This window comes from Mesorhizobium sp. USDA 4132 (assembly GCF_056279545.1).
In genome coordinates this window covers 145,469-163,609 of the sequence record NZ_JBWCCP010000003.1, presented here as the reverse complement: position 1 = coordinate 163,609, position 18,141 = coordinate 145,469, and the positions used below count along the sequence as shown (strand labels likewise).

Genomic DNA, 18,141 nt, shown 5'->3' with positions numbered 1-18,141 from the left:
CATTTCCCGCTAGCATTGATCCTTCATCCTCTTTGTCCCTCCTCAGCAAAAACTCACCCTAAAGGGTGATCGTATGGCACCCGATTTTTGCGCCTGCAGATACGTGGCGAAAGGACAGTTATATGACAATCGGTAAGGCCAGGAACGCAGATGACTTGGCAGATGGCGTTCTCAATTCTCCCAACACTGTGCTTGTGTTGTTCACTTCTCTCAAGTGTCGCTTGACGAGCGTAGTTGCCCGTCTAATCGAACCCATATCGGAGGAATTTGCCGATAAGATGACGGTCGTCGCACTGGACATTGACGAAAATCCAGAACTGGCAAATCGTTTCCGGGTATGCGACGCCGATGTTCGCCATCTTCAATGAAGGCAAAGTCGTCGGTATCAGCTGCCGCGCTTGTGCCCGCGTCCTCTTAAAAGACGTGTCTAAAATAAAACGCATCATCCTCTCGGGGAACCGTGCGTCTTCGAGCTCAGGTTGTTCCCACAATCCAAATGGCCCGTCGCCCAAGCAGGATCGCGTTTACCTTCAGCTATTGTGGGCCTGTCAACGGAGAAATGATGACACCAGCTAAAATGAATGAAGGGCCTAACAAGACCGTCTACACGCCCGCCTGCGTAAACTTATATGCTGGTGCTTCTGGACAATCCCATACCTATGGGCGCTCGGCACCAGATGGTGCAGATCCGGCGGTTTGGAAACGAGTGGACGATCATCCCTGCTTCTCAGAAGACGCGCATTCCTATTTTGCTCGAATGCACGTTGCGGTTGCTCCGGCATGCAACATCCAATGCAACTACTGCAACCGAAAATATGACTGCGCTAACGAAAGCCGACCTGGCGTTACCTCTGAAAGGTTAAACCCTGACCAGGCTCTGCGAAAGGTAATGACAGTAGCCAGCGCATTGCCGCAGCTCTCTGTCCTTGGTATCGCCGGGCCTGGCGACGCTTGTTATGATTGGAACAGGACAAAAACAACATTGGAACTGGTCGCGAAGGAAATCCCCGACATCAAGTTTTGCGTGTCGACCAATGGACTTGCGCTGCCTGACCATGTCGAAGAGCTCGCTGAGTTGAATGTTGATCACGTGACCATTACGATCAACATGGTCGATCCAAATGTCGGTGCGAAGATTTACCCATGGATATTTTTCAAGGATCGCCGCCTCACGGGTATTGAAGCTGCCAGTACCCTTCACGAGCGTCAGATGCTGGGCTTGGAGATGCTGACTGAGCGAGGCATCCTCACTAAAATCAATTCAATACTAATTCCGGGGGTCAACGACGAGCATTTGATCGAAGTGAACAGATCAGTCAGAGATCGTGGGGCATTCATCCACAACGTAACGCCCCTTATTTCAGATCACTCTCACGGAACTTATTATGGACTCACTGGCCAGCGTGGGCCAACCGCTCTCGAACTAAGCCTACTCCAGGATCGGATAAAGGGTCGAGGGACGCTTATGCGGCACTGCCGGCAATGTCGCGCAGATGCGGTCGGCCTGCTCGGCGTTGATCTCGCTCGGGAATTTACGACCGGTGAGCTCCCCCTTGCGCCGGCCTATGATCCGGCAAAGCGCCTTGCCTACCGCGAGTTCGTTGAACGTGCGCGCTGTGAACGTCTGGCGTCTAGAAAAGAAGCACTCAAAGTTGTCAGATCCGTTGTGTCCGATCGATCGCTTCTTGTTGCGGTGACGACCAAGGGCGGTGGCCGCATAAACGAGCACTTCGGCCACGGAAGCGAATTCCAGATTTACGAAGTCTCGCCGTCGGGGATTAGCCGAGCAGGCCATCGCAAGGTCGAGCAATTCTGTCTCGGCGGCTGGTGTGACAACGCTGCCTTCAACAGCACGGTTGTTGCGCTAAATGGCGTAGACCTATTGCTGTGCGCCAAGATCGGAGACACCCCAAAGAAGAGGTTGGCGGACGCTGGTGTGCGAGCGACAGAGGCTTATGCCTATGACTATATCGAAGCCGCAATCGGCGCGTTCTACGCCGCCGAATTTGAGAATAAAACGGCGGTAGCGAAATCCCATCTTGCCAATATGACCAGGAGCTTAAAGTGGCCTTCAAGATCGTAACATCCCAATGCAGCCAATGCGGCGCCTGTGAATTTGTGTGCCCCTCAGGGGCAGTCGCCTTGAAGGGCGAACACTACGTCATCGATCCGCGAAAATGCACCGAGTGCGAAGGGTTCGGAACTCAGCAATGTGCCGCAGCGTGCCCAATGGAGAAGACGTGTGTCCCCGCCTAACCGCTACGTAACGATTACTGCAGCTATCGGCTGCCAAGGGTGCTTTCTGTGTGCTGGAGGATATTCCGAGGCGGCTGCAAGCGGGACATGAGATAATTAGCACCCGCCGATCGTCTGAAGAAGCAGTAGGGGTCTCTGCACGTATCGCCAACGCTCGGTACAAACGAAGGACATCCCTTTCTCTTCGCAGCAGATGACTTGGTAGCGATGCCGTGTGCATGTGCATTTGGTATGCAGCCACTGCCTTCACGAAGAACATTCTGTCTCAAGGAAGGAGTCAGCCAGATGAAAGTGACGATTCGCCGAACTTGCAACAGGCTCTCGGCTTATATGCCAAAGCTTGATCTCGAGGAACCGATACTCACGATGGAGAGTGAAAAAATGTGGGGCGGTATCGTGTTGCTAGCTAGTGGGATGCGACTAGCCCTTCCCGACCTTCCGCAAGACACGCGCCTCCCGGTTACAGTCGAGGCTCCAAGGTACCGGATGGAGGAGCAGAGCGTGTTCCAGCAGCGAACGTAAATGCAACCCGTTGAGGTTCCCGAATACCGTTACAGGGTCCTCAACGGAAGAGGCTCCGGGAGCCGTGTAGCAGGATAGGGTGGTCATCGGCGTTGTCCGGTAAACTCGAGTCGTTCAACCGTAGCCGGTTGGAAGGACGACCGATTACCGCTCTCATGAAGGTTTTCTGGCGCTTACTGCGCGCCTTGCGAAGCTGGTCAAGATCGTGTCCCAGCGAGTGGTGTAGCTGGGTTTCATAGCCATCGGTGATTTCCGGTAGGGTCGGGTTGCTTAGAGCCAACCTGAAGGACACCACCGATGACCGACGATATGATGAACCTGCGCTCGCTTGTTGAGAAGAGCGCTGATGCGGATTTGCTGCGCGAGATGATCGGCTTTGCCGCCGAAAAGTTGATGGCATTAGAAGTGGGCGCTGCTACGGGTGCTGGCTATGGTGAGAAGACCGCGCTTCGTCTTGCCCAGCGCAACGGCTATCGCGACCGCGATTGGGAAACACGTGCTGGAACGGTGGAGCTGCGGATTCCAAAGCTGCGAACAGGCAGCTATTTCCCGAGCTTCCTAGAGCCACGCCGCATGGCGGAAAAGGCTCTGACTGCCGTCATACAGGAGGCTTATATCCAGGGCATCTCGACGCGTTCGGTCGATGACCTTATCAAAGCCATGGGCATGTCGGGCATCTCGAAAAGCCAGGTCTCCAGGCTTTGCGAGGAGATCGACGTCAAGGTCAAAGCCTTCCTCGACCGACCCATCGAGGGCGAATGGCCGTACGTCTGGATCGATGCCACCTATCTGAAGGTGAGACGTGGTGGCCGCATCGTGTCGGTCGCGGCGATCATCGCTGTCGGCGTCAATGCCGATGGACGTCGAGAGGTGCTTGGGCTGGAGATCGGTACGTCCGAAGCCGAGCCGATTTGGACGGAATTCCTTCGCAAACTGACCCGCCGAGGTTTGAGAGGCGTCAAACTCGTCGTTTCCGATGCCCATGAGAGCATCAAGACCGCCGTCAGCAAGGTGCTCAATGCGACGTGGCAACGATGCCGGGTTCACTTCATGAGGAACGCCCTGGCGCATGCTGGAAAGAGCGGGCGGCGTGTCGTTTCTGCCTTCATCGCCACGGCATTTGCCCAGGAGACGCCGGAGGCAGCGAGCATCCAGTGGCGCAGCGTTGCTGATCAGATCCGGCCGAAAGTGCCGAAGCTTGCTCATCTCATGGACGAGTCCGAAAGCGAAGTGCTCGCCTATATGACCTTTCCTAAGCAGCATTGGGCTAAACTTCACAGCACCAATCCCATCGAGCGGCTCAACGGTGAGATCAAACGACGAACTGAGGTCGTTGGCATCTTTCCCAACGATGATGCGATCATCCGGCTCGTCGGCGCGCTCCTGCTCGAACAGAACGATGAGTGGGCCGTCCAACGTGCCCGATACATGACGCTGGAAACCATCGGACAAATGAGCGATGATCCTCTCATCAGCCTACCAGCAGTGGCGCGCTGATACTCCCTCCGGCCAAGCCCGGAATACGCCGTGGATGTCAGTAGCTACACCACGAGATGGGACACGATCGGTCAACGGGGTCCGACGCATTCTTGATATGTTGATCGTACGCGCGTTGCCGGCTTAGCCCGACCGGCTGAGAAATGGCCTTTCGTGACATGGATGTATCGCTGTCGTTCGGTGCCATTGTCTCGGCGTTGATGCTGGCGCGGGCTCTTATCGTCTTTCATGTCTGCGCCTGGCGTCGGCGTGTCCGCGCGGCGCCATCGCAATCATTGATGTTCAAAATATTGTTCAAGCATTGTTTAACCCGGCCACTTTGCGTCACGTCAACATGATGTGACCGGCCAAACAAAGGAGATCCGGGGGCGCGTATCGAGGCGGAGCGCCGACCTTTTCGACATCGCATTTACGAGGGGCCGCATCAATGTTGGCCCGAATCTGCCGGGTCTCTTCATTGAAGGCAGGTGGTTGAGAACTACCCGCTAAGGCGGCTCAAACGGAATGATGAGCAGGAACAGCTCTGACGTCGAAGTGAAGCAATAGCCTTGACCAAGATGCGAGGTCACTGTTGACAAACGCAATCAGATGTTCCCTGTCAGCGTGAAAGATACACGGAGCGGGCATCGATCTGATCGTTCTGGCATGTATTCGCGGCGTGGATGTCTTATATCCAACCAATCGATTTTACCAACCTCTCTGACTAAGGCATAGCAAAGACAACCCAAAAAAGCGTTGCTCGAGCGGGACTGTTTGTAATTCTGCCACCGACCTCCTAACGCCACTATCAAAGCCTGTGAATATCGGAGATTCCATAATTGCTAGGCAACCATGTTGCCAATCGAAGAACCCACGAGTGCGGGTAAAGTGCAAACTCGCTAACCCATTAAACTATTGCATCGAAACAGTCGCTGGCAGCAGTGATCGCCATCAGACCTGATAGCGATCACTAGAGCGCCTTCATGCTCGGCCGCAACTAAAGTCAATGCCGAGGTCGCTTTGCGCCACAGGATCTCACCTTCAAGGCGCGCAAATGACCTCCAACATCAGTATGGAGCTTTTATGCGCATTTGTGGCATCAAACTGACACATGACGGAGGAGTTGCCCTGCTGGAGGACGGCAGGCTGATTTTTTCCATTGAACAGGAGAAGTTGGGAAACAACCCCCGGTTCCAGCACATCAATGATCTCGACGCGGTCGTCGCCGCGTTGGGGGAATATGGTCTGGATCCAACACATGTGGACCGGTTCGTTATAGACGGCTGGGACGGTGAGACTGTTTCCGAGTTCGAGGTGCTTAGTGACGGGCAGCCCGTCAGTCTAGTTGGGGCGCCATATGTAGAAAGGGGAGCTACGAGCCCCCTGGCAGCTTACCATGGCTCAGGACTTATGCTCGGCGGCATTAATTTTGCCTACGAAAGTTATCCGCATGTTACTGGCCACGTTGCATCTGCTTACTGCACCAGCCCATTCGCAGCGGCCAAAGAGCCCGCATTCTGCTTGGTGTGGGATGGCTGCATTTTTCCACGGCTCTACTATGTCGAGCCGCGCGGGATTCATTTTATCAAGTGTCTGTTCCCAATCATTGGTCATACCTATGCTATCGCGGGCCAACATTTTGGGCCCTATAGGCAGACTAAGAGAGACGGATGGAACCTGGATATCGCGGGAAAGATGATGGCCTACATCGCTCTCGGTACAGCTCGCGAGGAAATTCTAAAAGTATTTCGTGAACTCTACGAGGAGCGTTTCGCCGGCGCTGGTGCCGTTGCTTGCAGTTATAGACAAAACAGCCAAAGTGAAGACTCACTATTAGAAGCTGTGCACGATTTCTTCGACGAAAGTGCTCGGCGGCTGGGAGCGGCGAAACCTGAAGACATACTTGCTTCATTTCATATTTTCCTTGAGCGGCTGCTTGTCGAGGAGGCCACTGCAGCCCTGCGTGATCTCTCAATGCCGCTCCCACGAAACCTATGTATCGCGGGTGGATGTGGCCTGAATATCAAATGGAACAGTGCGCTCCGCGCTGATGGTCTTTTCGACGCAGTTTGGGTACCACCCTTTCCCAACGATAGTGGATCGGCGATAGGTGCCGCTTGCTGCGCGCTGGCTGCCGAAGAAGGCTTCGTGGCCATTGAATGGTCAGTATATAGCGGCCCCAACATTACCTTGGGGGACATCCCCGATGGGTGGCAAAGCGCTCCTTGCACTTTAACACAGCTAGCGCAGCTACTCGCCGACGACAAACCTGTGGTATTTCTTACCGGTCGTGCTGAACTTGGCCCTCGCGCCTTAGGTGGGCGAAGCATCTTGGCCGCAGCGACGTCAAAGGAAGCTAAGGACTACCTCAATCAAGTGAAATTGCGAGAATACTTTCGACCAGTAGCACCAATCTGTTTGGAAGATCGTGCCCCAGGCATATTCGATCCAGGGACTCCGGATCCTTATATGCTATTCGACCATCGGACCCGGTCCGCATGGATCGATCAAATTCCAGCGGTGATACACATCGATGAGACCGCTCGGCTTCAGACGATCCCGAGGAATTCTGACCACAAGGTGGCTCAGCTATTGGTAGAGTACGAGAAGCTGACGGGCATTCCGCTGCTTTGTAACACAAGCGCCAATTTAAATGGGCACGGCTTCTTTCCGGATGCTGCGGCAGCCTGCCTCTGGGGACGCATTGATCAGGTGTGGTGCGACGGACTACTTCTGACAAAGACCAAACCAGCCGCCGTCTTTGCTGCAAGTCAGCCGACCCTCCCGCCATTCTAACTAGGCCCTGTTGACAAAGTGCCTTTTCAAATCAGGTAGGGTCTGATTCAAGGCTGCTTTTTAGGAGGCAGCAATGGCACGTGGAGACCTAACCGACGCAGAATGGCGGATCGTGGAACCACTTCTTCCTGCGGAGCGTGGCCGTAAATCGCGACCCTCGCACGATAATCGTCAGTTCATGAACGGCATGTTGCATGTCCTTCGGGTCGGCTGCCCGTGGCGTGACATGCATGAGCGATATGGAAAGTGGAATTCAGTCTACGTCCGGTTCCGTCGCTGGGCTGAGCAAGGGGTATGGGATGCACTTTTGGAAACGCTTGTCGAGCTTGGCCTTACAGATGATTGGCAGCACATGCTGGACAGCACCACAGTCCGAGGCCATTCACAGGCAGCGGGCGCTAAAAGGGGACTCATAAGGAGGCTTTTGGTCGATCACGCGGCGGCTTTACGACAAAAATCCACGCCCGAGCAGACGGTCAGGGCCGCCCTCTTGGCTTTGTCCTGACGGGTGGCGAAGCCTCTGACTATCTGGCCGTTCCAGATCTTCTCGCAATGCCGGTAAACAAGCCCCGTCGTCTACTCGCCGACAAGGGATATGATGCCGACAGCATCCGCCAGGAACTTCTCTTCCACGGCACACGCCCGGTTATTCCGCCACGAGCAAGTAGAAAGAACCCACCGAATTGCGATTATCATGCCTATAAGGATCGCAATCGCATCGAGCGGATGTTCAACCGGATCAAACAGTTCCGCCGCATCGCTACGCGCTACGACAAGACCAAAACATCATTCGCGGCATTCCTGGCGATCGCCGCAGCGAAGATTTGGCTGCCCCACTTTGTCAACATGACCTAGATCGGTCCGGTGTAAGATGATAGCCAAGAATTGGTGGAGCAGTCGAGTATCGCGTCGCCATTCCCGTATAGCCTCCATCGGGAAAGACTTGAAGCAGCCATGGCCATCGGTTGTGAATGGACTTCAGAAGATCGGGAGCCTAGTTGCGATCCTAGATATCGGCGCCGTGCACCATGAGACCGACCATCCGCCGGAGCGTATCGACAATGATATGACGACTGCGTCCTTGCCCCGAATACCACCGCTTTCACTGGCCCTGTCGGTTTGGCCGTCGATGGCACCAAGCGTTGGCGAAGCTTCCATGCCCTCCCACTCCCTCGACTCCATCATGAGGCTATGGTTGATCCGTGATCAAAGACCCATGGCCCGCCATTCATGCTGCGCCGTCGGACGGGGCGGAAAGTGCTCGGGCAGGTCCCGGTAGGGACGATGGTTATCCATCGCCCCCCGGCCAGATCCGTACGTGCGGCACTACCGCATACGGCTCCTATCGGATGTTGTGACGGTGAACCGAGCATCTGGATGCGGGTGCAACAAACGACATGGCGGCAGGTATTTGCGAAGCAGCCTTTGGAAACGATCCCAAGACAGCCGGTTTCGTTGGCTTCGACGCATCAAAGCGTGTCGCCAAGCTCGACCAACTTCCCAGCGGAGCCCTCCCAATCGTCTTAGATTGTCTGGCACCGCATGGTAGTTCAAATACCCCTGTAACACTTGCCGTCGCCATCTACCTACTACTGCGATCGGTTCATGGCGTCTTCGCATTAGCGTTTCCCGAATTGCCATCAGCGTCGTGCGCATGCGCTTCTTGATTGTCAGACGGACAATCTTGAAGCCCCCATCATTGCGCCGCCTACCACAGCAGTGTGTGAATCCCAGAAAGTCGAAGGTCTCTGGCTTGCGGATACCACGCTCCCGGCAGTTTCGCGCAGCATACCGCCCAAAGCGTATTAGCCGCGTCTTTTCCGGGTGTAGTTGCAAGCCAAAATGAGCGAGACGCTCCCGCAATGCTTGCAGGAAGCGCTGCGCCTCTCCTTCGTACTGGAACCCAATCACGCTGTCGTCGGCATAACGTACATCGCAGGTCGACCGCATTCACCGCTTCCGGCAACAGCACAGCTTGCCTGTCCTGAACGCCCTAAAGGTGTGGCTCGACGCCATCGCGCCGAAGGTCGTGCCGGACACCAGGCTCGGCGAAGCCGTGTCCTACACCCTGAACCAATGGGATTATCTGACACGTTACACAAGCGATGGCAGAATGCCGGTCGATAACAACATTCTGGAACGCGACATCAGAGTTTTTGCAACCGGCAGAAAATCGTGGCTGTTCAGCGACACCGCTGACGGAGCCAAGGCCAGCGCAGTGATCTACAGTTTGATGCTGACCTGCCGCGCCTGTGGCGTCGACCCGCTAACCTGGCTGCACCACGTGCTCACTGAGTTGCCGCAGCGTAAAGAAGCGGCCGATATCGGCGACCTGCTGCCGTTCAACTTCTCCAAAACCTCTGCGGCCCAATAAAGCCGGATACCGTTAAAGAGGCGGGGCCGGTCCAGCGATACCGCGCTCGTCAATGCGTATGGAAAATCGCGCTTACCTCCGGCAGCGTCCGCCACAGACAACCTGTCGAGGCGATATACAGAAGGCGTTCACAACCTCGCCCAAGTCGGTTTTGCACCGCCGGCCAAACTCCCTGGCGCAGTCATGAACTCCACAGCAAAATCCATTCGCAATCCGTAACGTCGCTTGCACATCGCAGCGTCCGCCGGACATAATCCCGCCGGGTGGTTTCAGCCAGGCGATCGTGATCTCCATCAAATCTTCGTAATTTCCGAAGGAATCACAACTGGCTAAAAGCACACATCTTTTTTAGGCAGCCTCTAAGAGGCACTTGATCGCAAAATTCTTGCTTTTGTAGCGTTTTCCTCAACCTCAGCTCCTCTCGAAGCAAGGGCCTACAGAATCGTGGTATTGAAGATCGCCGCATGGCTGGCATAGTAGACCACGATGGTTGCCACGAGCGCCGCACAGAGCGCCGCCGGACTGAGCCATGGAACGCGCAGATCCACCGTCTTAGGCCGGTCATCTGCGAAAATCGTGATGAGCACGACGATGATCACGGAGTGGCCGACTATATCCACTTTGCCGAACTCGGCGCAGGCGCTGACGAACATTGCAAGTAGAACGACCGCGGAAAGGCGTCGAACCAGAGGCGTCCACAATAGGGCAAACGCGAGTGTGAACTCGATCATGCCCGCGGCCCGCATGTAAGACTCGCTGTTTATGCCAAGCGCGATATTGGGATGCGCGGCCAGGAGCGGAAAGCTCCAGTCAGGATAAGCCCACTTCTCAACGGAGGCCCACATCAACGTGGCAGCGGTCGAATATCGCAGGATGTCTAACGGTAGGACGCCCAACAACCTTTTTTGCAACCCGGTAAGGGCGAGATAGGCCGAAAGCCCCAGGAAGATCGAATAGTCCGCCATATGAAATACACCGTAGTCCCGTACGGCCAGGCCGAAAAGCGCGACGACACCTACGGCGGATAAAGGTGTCGTGCTGGCTGACAGCAGCCCAGCCGCGATTGTCAGCTGCAAGGGCCCCACAACGGCGGACGTGGTTTTCAGTTCGGGCGTCAGTAGGATCCCTCCGGTCGTAGAGAGCGATACGAAGAAAAACCCACAACCAGTGCGGATTACCGCCTCAGCATGTCGCCCCAGGCCAAACGCAAAGCGCCCGAGCAGCCGTGATATTGGTTCACCCAGAGCAGTCTGCTCAACCAGACAGCCAGAGAAAAAGCAGAGTATGGCAACGACAAGAAGGAAACCGAAATCCTGACATAGCACTTCTCCGAGGCCGCGTGGTTGGGCAGCAGTGTCGTAGACAGAGAACCATTTGACGTGCGCACCGGCGGAGCCCGTGCCTAGCATCCAAAAGGAGGCGACCAGTACCATTGGTTTGAACAGGAGCCTTCCTTGAGAGGTCCAATGGAAACCCGGTTTTCGCAACATGGGCATCGCGAAGATCCTCCCCGGTTTGTGGTGAGTTAACGCGGCTGGCCATGTTTCAGGCACCAATCGGATGTGTGGTGTCCGTGCAGATGCCACCTACCGGACATCGCCCCCTCGCTTCCGTGTGCGAGAACATTCTGCGCTTCGAAAAGGCTCGATGGCATCCATGTAATCCATACTCGACGCCTCCTGTAACAATATTTCTCGCATCCAAATGCTGGCCGCGTCTGCGTTATGAAGCGCGGGCCACTGGACTATCTCGTTAAAAGAAAGGGCGGAGAATGGATGCTTGACGATTCTTAATGGTATAGCATGTTCCAACTTCTTCACCAATCGCAAGGGCAGAGTCGCTATCCGGTTAGTACCCGATAGCAGGGGAGGGATTGACACGAAGCTAGGCACAACGAGCTCAACACGCATTTTAAAGCCGTGTTGACTCGACAACCATTGCTCAAGAGAAGGCCCTTTTGTGCTTCCAAACTTTGCCACGATATGTCCCAGCGAAAAATACTTCTCTAACGACAGTTGTTTCGTTAACAGGCTATTCCTCGGGCAGCCTACGCATACGAGCGTCTCCCCAAAGAGTTTGCGTTTGGGGTGCTCACTAGACATGAAAAGGTCGGGAAGGATAATAAAGTCGGCACTTCCTCGGCGTAGAAGCTCACTAGGTTCGTCATCAAGTGGCAGGAGCTCGAAACTGACCCCTGGCGCCTCTCGGGCTACACGCTCCGCGACCTTACCAAAAAATACAAGGGTCATAGAGTCCGAAAGAACGAACCTGAAACAGCGACCCGACTTCGCTGGGCAAAACGGGTCTGCGGAAATGATGGAAAACTGTATGTTGAGCAGGGAATCGCGCACCGCGACGGCGAGTGCGTCCGCACGCGGGGTGGTTAAGAAACTGCGCCCCCGCATAATAAAAAGCTCGTCGCCAAAATAGAGCCGGAGGCGGGCGATCGCAGCACTCATGGCGGGCTGGCTGAGGTTGATGCTCCGAGCAGCCGCTGTGACACTTCTCTCAGTCATCACGGCGTCGAACGCGACCAAAAGATTTAGATCAAGTCCCTTAAACCGCATAACCTATTGAACCCAGTTCGCCGGCCCTCAAGCCCCAGGGATACGGTCCGTAAGCGCAGATCGTAGGCGGATTCGTGACATGGTCAGGGTGTGATCTTGGATCGCCTCTGCCGGGATATCGTCCGTTAGGGGAGGCAACTGACGCGGCGTAGTACCAATCAAGAAATGATGAAAGCCGCCAACATAAGCTATCTAGTTGCATTTGAAGATGCATCCTATTTTATCCCTGAATACTCCCAATTAGGAGATGGTGGGGGTCTCATGGAAGGGCGCCGAGCCTTGTGAAGTGACGCATGGTCTGCTCTAGACAAAACAATAGATACGGGCAGAGAGATTACCTCCTGTCGGTAAATTGGGAGAGGTAGACTGCATCCCGACATGGCGATGTGACGAGAAACAGACGCGACACTTTGCCTCTTCGGCCGGCCGGACTAATCCTCGTTCAAGGGAGATTTTGAGGTGAGGCGGAACATCTCGAGCGGCCTGATGAGCAGCAGGAGCGCACGACAGAACCGATCCACGGGTGATCGTCAGATGTCCTTTGGCCGGTCCTTTGGATTGAACTGGACCATGGTTATCCAGTTGGCGGTGAGTGCCGGTTTGCTTTCGTGTTCTAGCTCGACAGTCACCTGGTAAGTCGTCATCAGAATACTGGCGCCGCGAAACCGGCCATTCAACAGCAAGAAGCGGCCCCGTACGCGACTGCCGGTCTTGACAGGCAACAGGAAGCGGACGCGATCGAAACCGTAGTTCAGGGTTATTGTTTGTTCCCGAATGTTCGGTAGGCCATTGAAGGTCATCGCTGGCAGAAGCGACAGTGTTAAGAAACCATGCGCGATCGTTCCTCCGAATGGGCCTTCCATCGCTGCGCGGTCAGGATCCACGTGGATAAACTGATGGTCATGTGTCGCATCGGCAAATAGGTTGATCATCGTTTGATCGACCGTCATCCAATCCGAAATGCTAAGTTCCTGACCAACCATGCCTGGTACGTCAGCAAGAGATATTGTCATTCACGTGACCTCAGTTACTGTGAGTTTGGTAATGTCTCGTGGACCAGGCCGTCATCGACCGCGTGCCGTTCACGCCATTCGTGCCCGCGAGCCGTAGTCGTTGTATTGCGGCCCTGCCCGCACATTGTCCTCTCCATACAAACTGCCAGCGTCAGCTTCGACGATCGCGCGCACAGTCATTCACTTTTGAACTCGGCATGCCTTACCAGTGTATGACGAGTTTGGTAAAATTGATTGTGAGGATGACACCAATTCACGCTATGGATATGGATGCAAAGATTGCTGCGCGCTGGCTCCGAATTTTTCAACGAGCAACATCCCTGGCTATTGTCTAGAAACAGAATTCCTGGCGTCTCGGCGTCGGGATAACGTGGCAACTTGCCAAAGCATGATGAACTTGAGGGACGAATCTCAACGCCGATCAAACCGTCTGACGGGGTGCGCCTTTGATCGCGCAAAATCGATTAGGCGATCGGCATCGCGGAACTCATCGTGGCCAGCGGTCGATGACCGCGCTAACAGGCCGGACATATGACCGCACCGTCCAATAGAGATTCATGCAACAAAAACCGTGCTAACTGCGCCGTTCCACGCATGCGTCGGAGCCCGAATTAAACGGCGAAAGTCCCACGCCGAAACATACCCGGAAAAGCTTGACACCTCGCCTGAATGAACGGGCAACAATCATTGCCTGTAGACCCCAGTAAACAGGGGGTGAGAACAACTTGGAAACCCGGCGCGCGATTTTCTCGGAACAAAGGGGCCGCTTCATCGGAATCGGCAGCCACGTCAGGCGCACAGAAAAGCGGCAGGTACTGCATTTCCCAGAAGGGTTAAACGCCGCCATGCTGCGGATCCAAGTAGATCGGGGTTGCGGTGCCAATTACGCTGGATGAGGGCGGAATCTCACCAGCGACGTGCCCCAGTCGATGAGAGCTCCGAATTCCACCAGGACAAAGTTCGCAAGCGCGGCTTTGAGGGCTATTATTCTTCTCGGAAAGCTCGCGCCACTTGATCCGCTAGTGGTTTAACGAGATATGCCAGCGCGGTCCGCTCGCTCGTCTGAATAAACGCCTCGACGGGCATCCCTGGGACGGGCGTGAGCTTTCCGACGCGCGCCCATTCTTCTTGCGGAATGTGAACCCGCAAGGTGTAGTAGCCTTGGCCGGTTCTTTGGTCGGTTGTGAGATCGGCCGCTATATCCGTAACGCGGCCATTCATCTGAGGCGTTGTGTTTTGGCTAAATGCTGAGAAACGGAGCCTGACATCCTGCCCCACGGCAACTTGGTCGATATCTTGGGGTGCAAGCTTGAGTTCTGCGGTGAAAGCATCGCTGCTTGGGACGATTTGCATGATCGTTTCGCCAGGCGTCACTACGGCGCCAACAGCGTGCACCGTCAGTTGGTGGACGGTTCCTGCCTGGGGAGCGCGGATATCTACATGCTGCAGCTCATCTCTTGCGGCTACCATGCGTTCGGAATATTCGCCGACCTCACTCTCTGCCTGACGCAGTTGATCCGAAATTTCAGTTCTCTGATCATCGTCGATCTGAATGATTTGAAGTTTTGTTTCTGCCATCTTTTCAGTTATCTCAGCGGTTGATGCAATGAGACTCCCGAGGTCTCCAGTGAGATCCGCCGCGTCGCGCTGCAAAGCGTAGACCCGGGTCGCAGGTATGACGCCTCGTTCGAACAGCGATTGTAGACTCGCCAGTTCCTTTTTGACGAGGGAGACGGCACCGCGTTTTCCATCCTGTTGGGCCGACAATCCTTCTGCCTGCTTCGAGAGCTGGTTTAACCGTTCGATCAGTTGTGCCTTTCGTCCTGCCCTCGACGCACGGCGATCATTGAACAGTCGCTGTTCCCCCTCGATGATTTTGGCTACTTCAACGTTCCCTTGATGACTGAAGAAGGATTTAGGAAAATCGATCACCTCTTTTGAGTCGCGTTCTGCCAAGAGGCGCGCTATTCGCGCCGAAAGCTCTTTCAGCCGCTTGCAAATGACCGCCAGATTCGCTCGATGCTGGATATCGTTCAAATGGACGAGCAACTGTCCGGCGAGGACACGGTCTCCGTTCTTGACGAACACATCACTGACAGTACCACCGCTTTGGTGCCTGATTGTCTTCACATAGCTATCAACAACGAGCGTGCCCGAAGCAATGACGGCTCCGCGCAGGTGAACGGTTGCTGCAAGCCCCCCCAAGACCCCAAACAGCAGGAATATTGTAGCAAAGGCAACCAAAGTGAGGCGGCGGATTGAGCGCTCGGCTACAGGAGCGTAGTCTTGAACCATCGCGCCATTATTTTGACTGATAGAAGCATCGTTCGTCATGACTGCGTCGTCCTTCGCAGCACCTCATCTTTCCAGCCAAATGACCTTGTGTGACCGTCCTCGAGCACAAGCACTTTGTCGACTGCTTCAAGTGCACTGGGGCGATGGGCGATAACGACTGCTATGCCTCCCCTCGATCGAATCCCCATAATCGCGCGCGACAGTGCTTTGTCGCCGTCTGCATCAAGATTAGAATTGGGTTCATCGAGCACAACCAAAAAAGGGTCGCCATAGAGCGCCCTCGCCAGCCCGATTCGCTGTCGTTGCCCCCGCAGATAGGACGGAGCCCTGCTCTCCGATTCTTGTGTTGAAGCCGTCTTTGAATTGAACAACCATGTCATAGACGCCAGCCGCCTTCGCCGCGTGAATGATTTTTTCTGATGAGGCGTCCGGGTCATGGCGAGCTATGTTGTCTGCGATCGTCCCTCCGAAGAGAGCAACATCTTGTGAGAGGTATCCAATATAGGTGCCAAGCAACTGGGGACCCCATTGGGAGACTGCGGCGCCATCCAAGCGTACGGTGCCGGCGACCGGTTGCCACAGCCCCACCAATCCTCGACCAAGAGAGGATTTACCTGAGGCGCTGGGACCGATCACGCCCAGTGCCTGTCCCGAACGAAGCTCAAATGCAATGCCGCGGACGATAGTGTTTCGCGCGCCGGGCGCCGCGAGGTGTAGATTTTCGACAGTGAGAACCTCGGTAGGTCGTCCCAATACCACCTCCTTCCTTGTCGGAGGAATGACATCGGCGAGTCGGATAAGACGTGACCAACTTTCCCGGGCTCTAGCAAATCCCTTCCATTGGCCAATCGCCAGTTCGACTGGCGCCAGGGCGCGGCTCATCAAAATAGAACTGGCGATCATTGTGCCCCCCGTCGCTTCCTGCCGGATGACCAAACTTGCACCGACTCCAAGCATTATGGATTGGAGCATCATACGTAAAATCCGGGACAAGGTTGCCAAAGAGATAGTTGCAGAAATTGAACTAAAATGATTATCAAGATAACGGCGGTTTACGTCAGCCCATTTTCGGCCAAGCAGATGGCCAAACCCCATTGCCAAGACTGCCTCCGAATTCCGCCTGCAAGACTGGGCGAGAGCAAGCCGTTCTGTCGAGACCTCGGCGGCCTCTTTTGCAGGCTGACGCGATTTGTGCTCGGCCAGAATGGTCAGCGCGACCAGGGTGACCGCTCCCGCAAGAGCAGTAACTCCTATCCAGACGTGAAACAAAAAGCAAAGTCCAAGGTAGAACGGCATCCAGGGAATATCGAACAAAGCTGTCGGGCCAAGACCGGACAGGAAACCTCTAACCGTGTCCAGGTCGCGCACAGACTGAAGGCCGTCGTCCGGCGTCTGCATGTGGTTGGATTGGATGAAAAGCGATTGGTAGACCACCCTTCCGAACCGCTCATCAACGGACATGCCGACTCGCATGAGCAGTTGCGACCGGATGAATTCAAGTATTCCCTGAAAGACGTACAAGGTCGCTGCGATTACCCCGAGGCCAACGAGGGTCGGGAGGCTATGGGCCGGAATTACCCGATCATAAACTTGCAGCATGAAGAATGAGCCCGTCATCGCAAGCACGTTGATCGCGGCGCTAGTCGCAGCAATGCCGGGAAAAGCATTTTTCAGCGACAATAGGATTGTCACGAAAAACAACTGTGGTCGATTTGGGTTGCTGTGAGACAAAATCATAGAGTATTCCTGCGTCTGTAACGCTCAAGCCGTGCGGAATAGTGTCACCATCGCGACTTCATCTAGCGACTTATCTCTTATGTTTGGTGCTTGGCTCGTCTCAGGGACGACCAGTTGAGAATGGGAAACCGATATGTGCTGGCTGCCCCGCTGCGCATTCCCAGTTTCGGATACGCCCAGTGCCTCTCATTTCAGAGGGAGGCACCGGGTTACGTTGTGTGTCGAAGTTACGACACCAGACTGTGTTGACTGACCTCAACTCCCAGCTGGAAGTATTCCACGAATTCTTCAGGTCAGATGAAGGCGAAGTTCGACGCCGTCATGGTGGCAAGGTCCGCCAGGGTTAGATGGTTCAGCTCCGCGAAGCTGTCAGCGTGGTTTGCGGAGTCGACGTAAGCCACCATCGCGACGGTGGTCCAGGAGTCATGGTACACGATGATGTCGCCAGCGTTCTCGCCGGAAATCGCTTTGGCGGCTGCGGAAGCAGACGCGTAAGTTTGGTCGGTGAGCACCACCACATGCTGGCCCTTTGCGTGCGCCGCTGCGCCGCTATAGAAGGTGTCCACAAACGAACCCGGCACTCCGCTGGAGTGGTCGACAAAGTTTGCGCCGGGTTGATCTCCGCCCAAGCCTTTTGCATCAAAGGTAAATCGGTCCTGCTTGGGGTCGAAATCGTCAACGATGGCGTAGCTCCTGTCGCCCCCGATCATCGGGTCGTGGAAAGAAAACACAAACGCGTCGGCGTCGGCTCCACCCTTCATAAGATCAATGCCATCCCCTGCGATGAGAGTGTCCTTTCCCGGGCCACCTCCGAGTACGTCGTACCCCTCAAGCCCTTTAGGAATGTTGCGCGGCGCGTTCGGCGCGTCGCTGTACAGGAGATCATCTCCCTCCTGACCATAAAGGGTGTCGGAACCCTCGCCGCCCCAGACAATGTCGTGACCCTCACCGGCGAAAACCAGGTCATGCCCTTTGCCGCCGTCGATCCAGTCATCACCGTTGCGAGCTTGGATCCAATCTCCTTCGCCGCGGCCATTGATTATATCGTTGCCGTCTGTACCGCTGATGTTATTGCCACGATGATCGCCGTCTATTTTCATCACAT

12 protein-coding genes and 5 pseudogenes are annotated in these 18,141 nt (G+C 55.2%); 8 read left to right on the top strand and 9 right to left on the bottom strand.

Annotated features, from left to right (window positions below; all coding sequences use genetic code 11):
• Nucleotides 1–122 precede the first annotated feature (122 nt).
• From ACZ9IU_RS31315 to ACZ9IU_RS31285, 7 genes and pseudogenes are all read left to right on the top strand, one after another.
• On the top strand, nt 123–368 hold the full coding sequence (locus ACZ9IU_RS31315; RefSeq protein WP_157885372.1) for a thioredoxin family protein: 246 nt from the start codon (nt 123–125) through the stop codon (nt 366–368).
• A gap of 191 nt (nt 369–559) precedes the next feature.
• Nucleotides 560–2,083: a nitrogenase cofactor biosynthesis protein NifB gene (nifB, locus tag ACZ9IU_RS31310; protein WP_080719416.1), complete on the top strand. Its 1,524-nt coding sequence runs from the start codon at nt 560–562 to the stop codon at nt 2,081–2,083.
• On the top strand, nt 2,065–2,256 hold the full coding sequence (locus ACZ9IU_RS31305) for a 4Fe-4S dicluster domain-containing protein (protein ID WP_080719417.1): 192 nt from the start codon (nt 2,065–2,067) through the stop codon (nt 2,254–2,256). The genes nifB and ACZ9IU_RS31305 overlap by 19 nt, the downstream gene beginning before the upstream one ends.
• 285 nt (nt 2,257–2,541) lie before the next feature.
• Nucleotides 2,542–2,778, top strand: a complete 237-nt coding sequence (gene nifT / locus ACZ9IU_RS31300) for a putative nitrogen fixation protein NifT (protein ID WP_040125995.1) — start codon at nt 2,542–2,544, stop codon at nt 2,776–2,778.
• Between the two features lie 297 nt (nt 2,779–3,075).
• On the top strand, nt 3,076–4,275 hold the full coding sequence (locus tag ACZ9IU_RS31295) for an IS256 family transposase (RefSeq protein WP_040125996.1): 1,200 nt from the start codon (nt 3,076–3,078) through the stop codon (nt 4,273–4,275).
• Nucleotides 4,276–5,337: 1,062 nt separating this feature from the next.
• Nucleotides 5,338–7,050, top strand: coding sequence for a nodulation protein NodU (gene nodU / locus ACZ9IU_RS31290; RefSeq protein WP_040125997.1), 1,713 nt, complete (start codon nt 5,338–5,340; stop codon nt 7,048–7,050).
• A gap of 73 nt (nt 7,051–7,123) precedes the next feature.
• A pseudogene (locus ACZ9IU_RS31285) lies at nt 7,124–7,905 on the top strand (IS5 family transposase).
• Between the two features lie 61 nt (nt 7,906–7,966).
• Here ACZ9IU_RS31285 and ACZ9IU_RS31280 read toward each other — a convergent pair.
• Both ACZ9IU_RS31280 and ACZ9IU_RS31275 read right to left on the bottom strand, forming a co-directional pair.
• Nucleotides 7,967–8,328 (bottom strand): annotated as a pseudogene (locus tag ACZ9IU_RS31280) (transposase); the annotation flags it as partial.
• Between the two features lie 48 nt (nt 8,329–8,376).
• Nucleotides 8,377–9,000, bottom strand: a complete 624-nt coding sequence (locus ACZ9IU_RS31275; RefSeq protein WP_244447637.1) for a reverse transcriptase domain-containing protein — start codon at nt 8,998–9,000, stop codon at nt 8,377–8,379.
• Between the two features lies 1 nt (nt 9,001).
• Here ACZ9IU_RS31275 and ACZ9IU_RS31270 point away from each other — a divergent pair.
• Nucleotides 9,002–9,424, top strand: a pseudogene (locus ACZ9IU_RS31270) (IS66 family transposase); the annotation flags it as partial.
• Between the two features lie 76 nt (nt 9,425–9,500).
• On the opposite strand, the pseudogene ACZ9IU_RS31265 reads toward ACZ9IU_RS31270, so the two are convergent.
• The 7 genes and pseudogenes from ACZ9IU_RS31265 to ACZ9IU_RS31235 form a co-directional block, all read right to left on the bottom strand.
• Nucleotides 9,501–9,701, bottom strand: a pseudogene (locus ACZ9IU_RS31265) (IS5/IS1182 family transposase); the annotation flags it as partial.
• Between the two features lie 157 nt (nt 9,702–9,858).
• Nucleotides 9,859–10,857 carry a hypothetical protein gene (locus tag ACZ9IU_RS31260; protein ID WP_080719425.1) on the bottom strand — a complete coding sequence of 333 codons (999 nt, stop codon included), beginning with the start codon at nt 10,855–10,857 and terminating at the stop codon, nt 9,859–9,861.
• A gap of 153 nt (nt 10,858–11,010) precedes the next feature.
• Nucleotides 11,011–11,991, bottom strand: coding sequence for a LysR family transcriptional regulator (locus tag ACZ9IU_RS31255; protein ID WP_046635028.1), 981 nt, complete (start codon nt 11,989–11,991; stop codon nt 11,011–11,013).
• A gap of 530 nt (nt 11,992–12,521) precedes the next feature.
• The gene (locus tag ACZ9IU_RS31250; protein ID WP_040126001.1) at nt 12,522–13,004 is read right to left on the bottom strand and encodes a MaoC family dehydratase; all 483 of its coding nucleotides are present in this window, start codon (nt 13,002–13,004) and stop codon (nt 12,522–12,524) included.
• A gap of 984 nt (nt 13,005–13,988) precedes the next feature.
• Nucleotides 13,989–15,299: an HlyD family type I secretion periplasmic adaptor subunit gene (locus ACZ9IU_RS31245; protein ID WP_040126081.1), complete on the bottom strand. Its 1,311-nt coding sequence runs from the start codon at nt 15,297–15,299 to the stop codon at nt 13,989–13,991.
• 35 nt (nt 15,300–15,334) lie between these two features.
• A pseudogene (locus ACZ9IU_RS31240) lies at nt 15,335–17,036 on the bottom strand (type I secretion system permease/ATPase).
• A gap of 293 nt (nt 17,037–17,329) precedes the next feature.
• Nucleotides 17,330–18,136, bottom strand: a complete 807-nt coding sequence (locus ACZ9IU_RS31235) for a calcium-binding protein (protein ID WP_040126002.1) — start codon at nt 18,134–18,136, stop codon at nt 17,330–17,332.
• Nucleotides 18,137–18,141 lie beyond the last annotated feature (5 nt).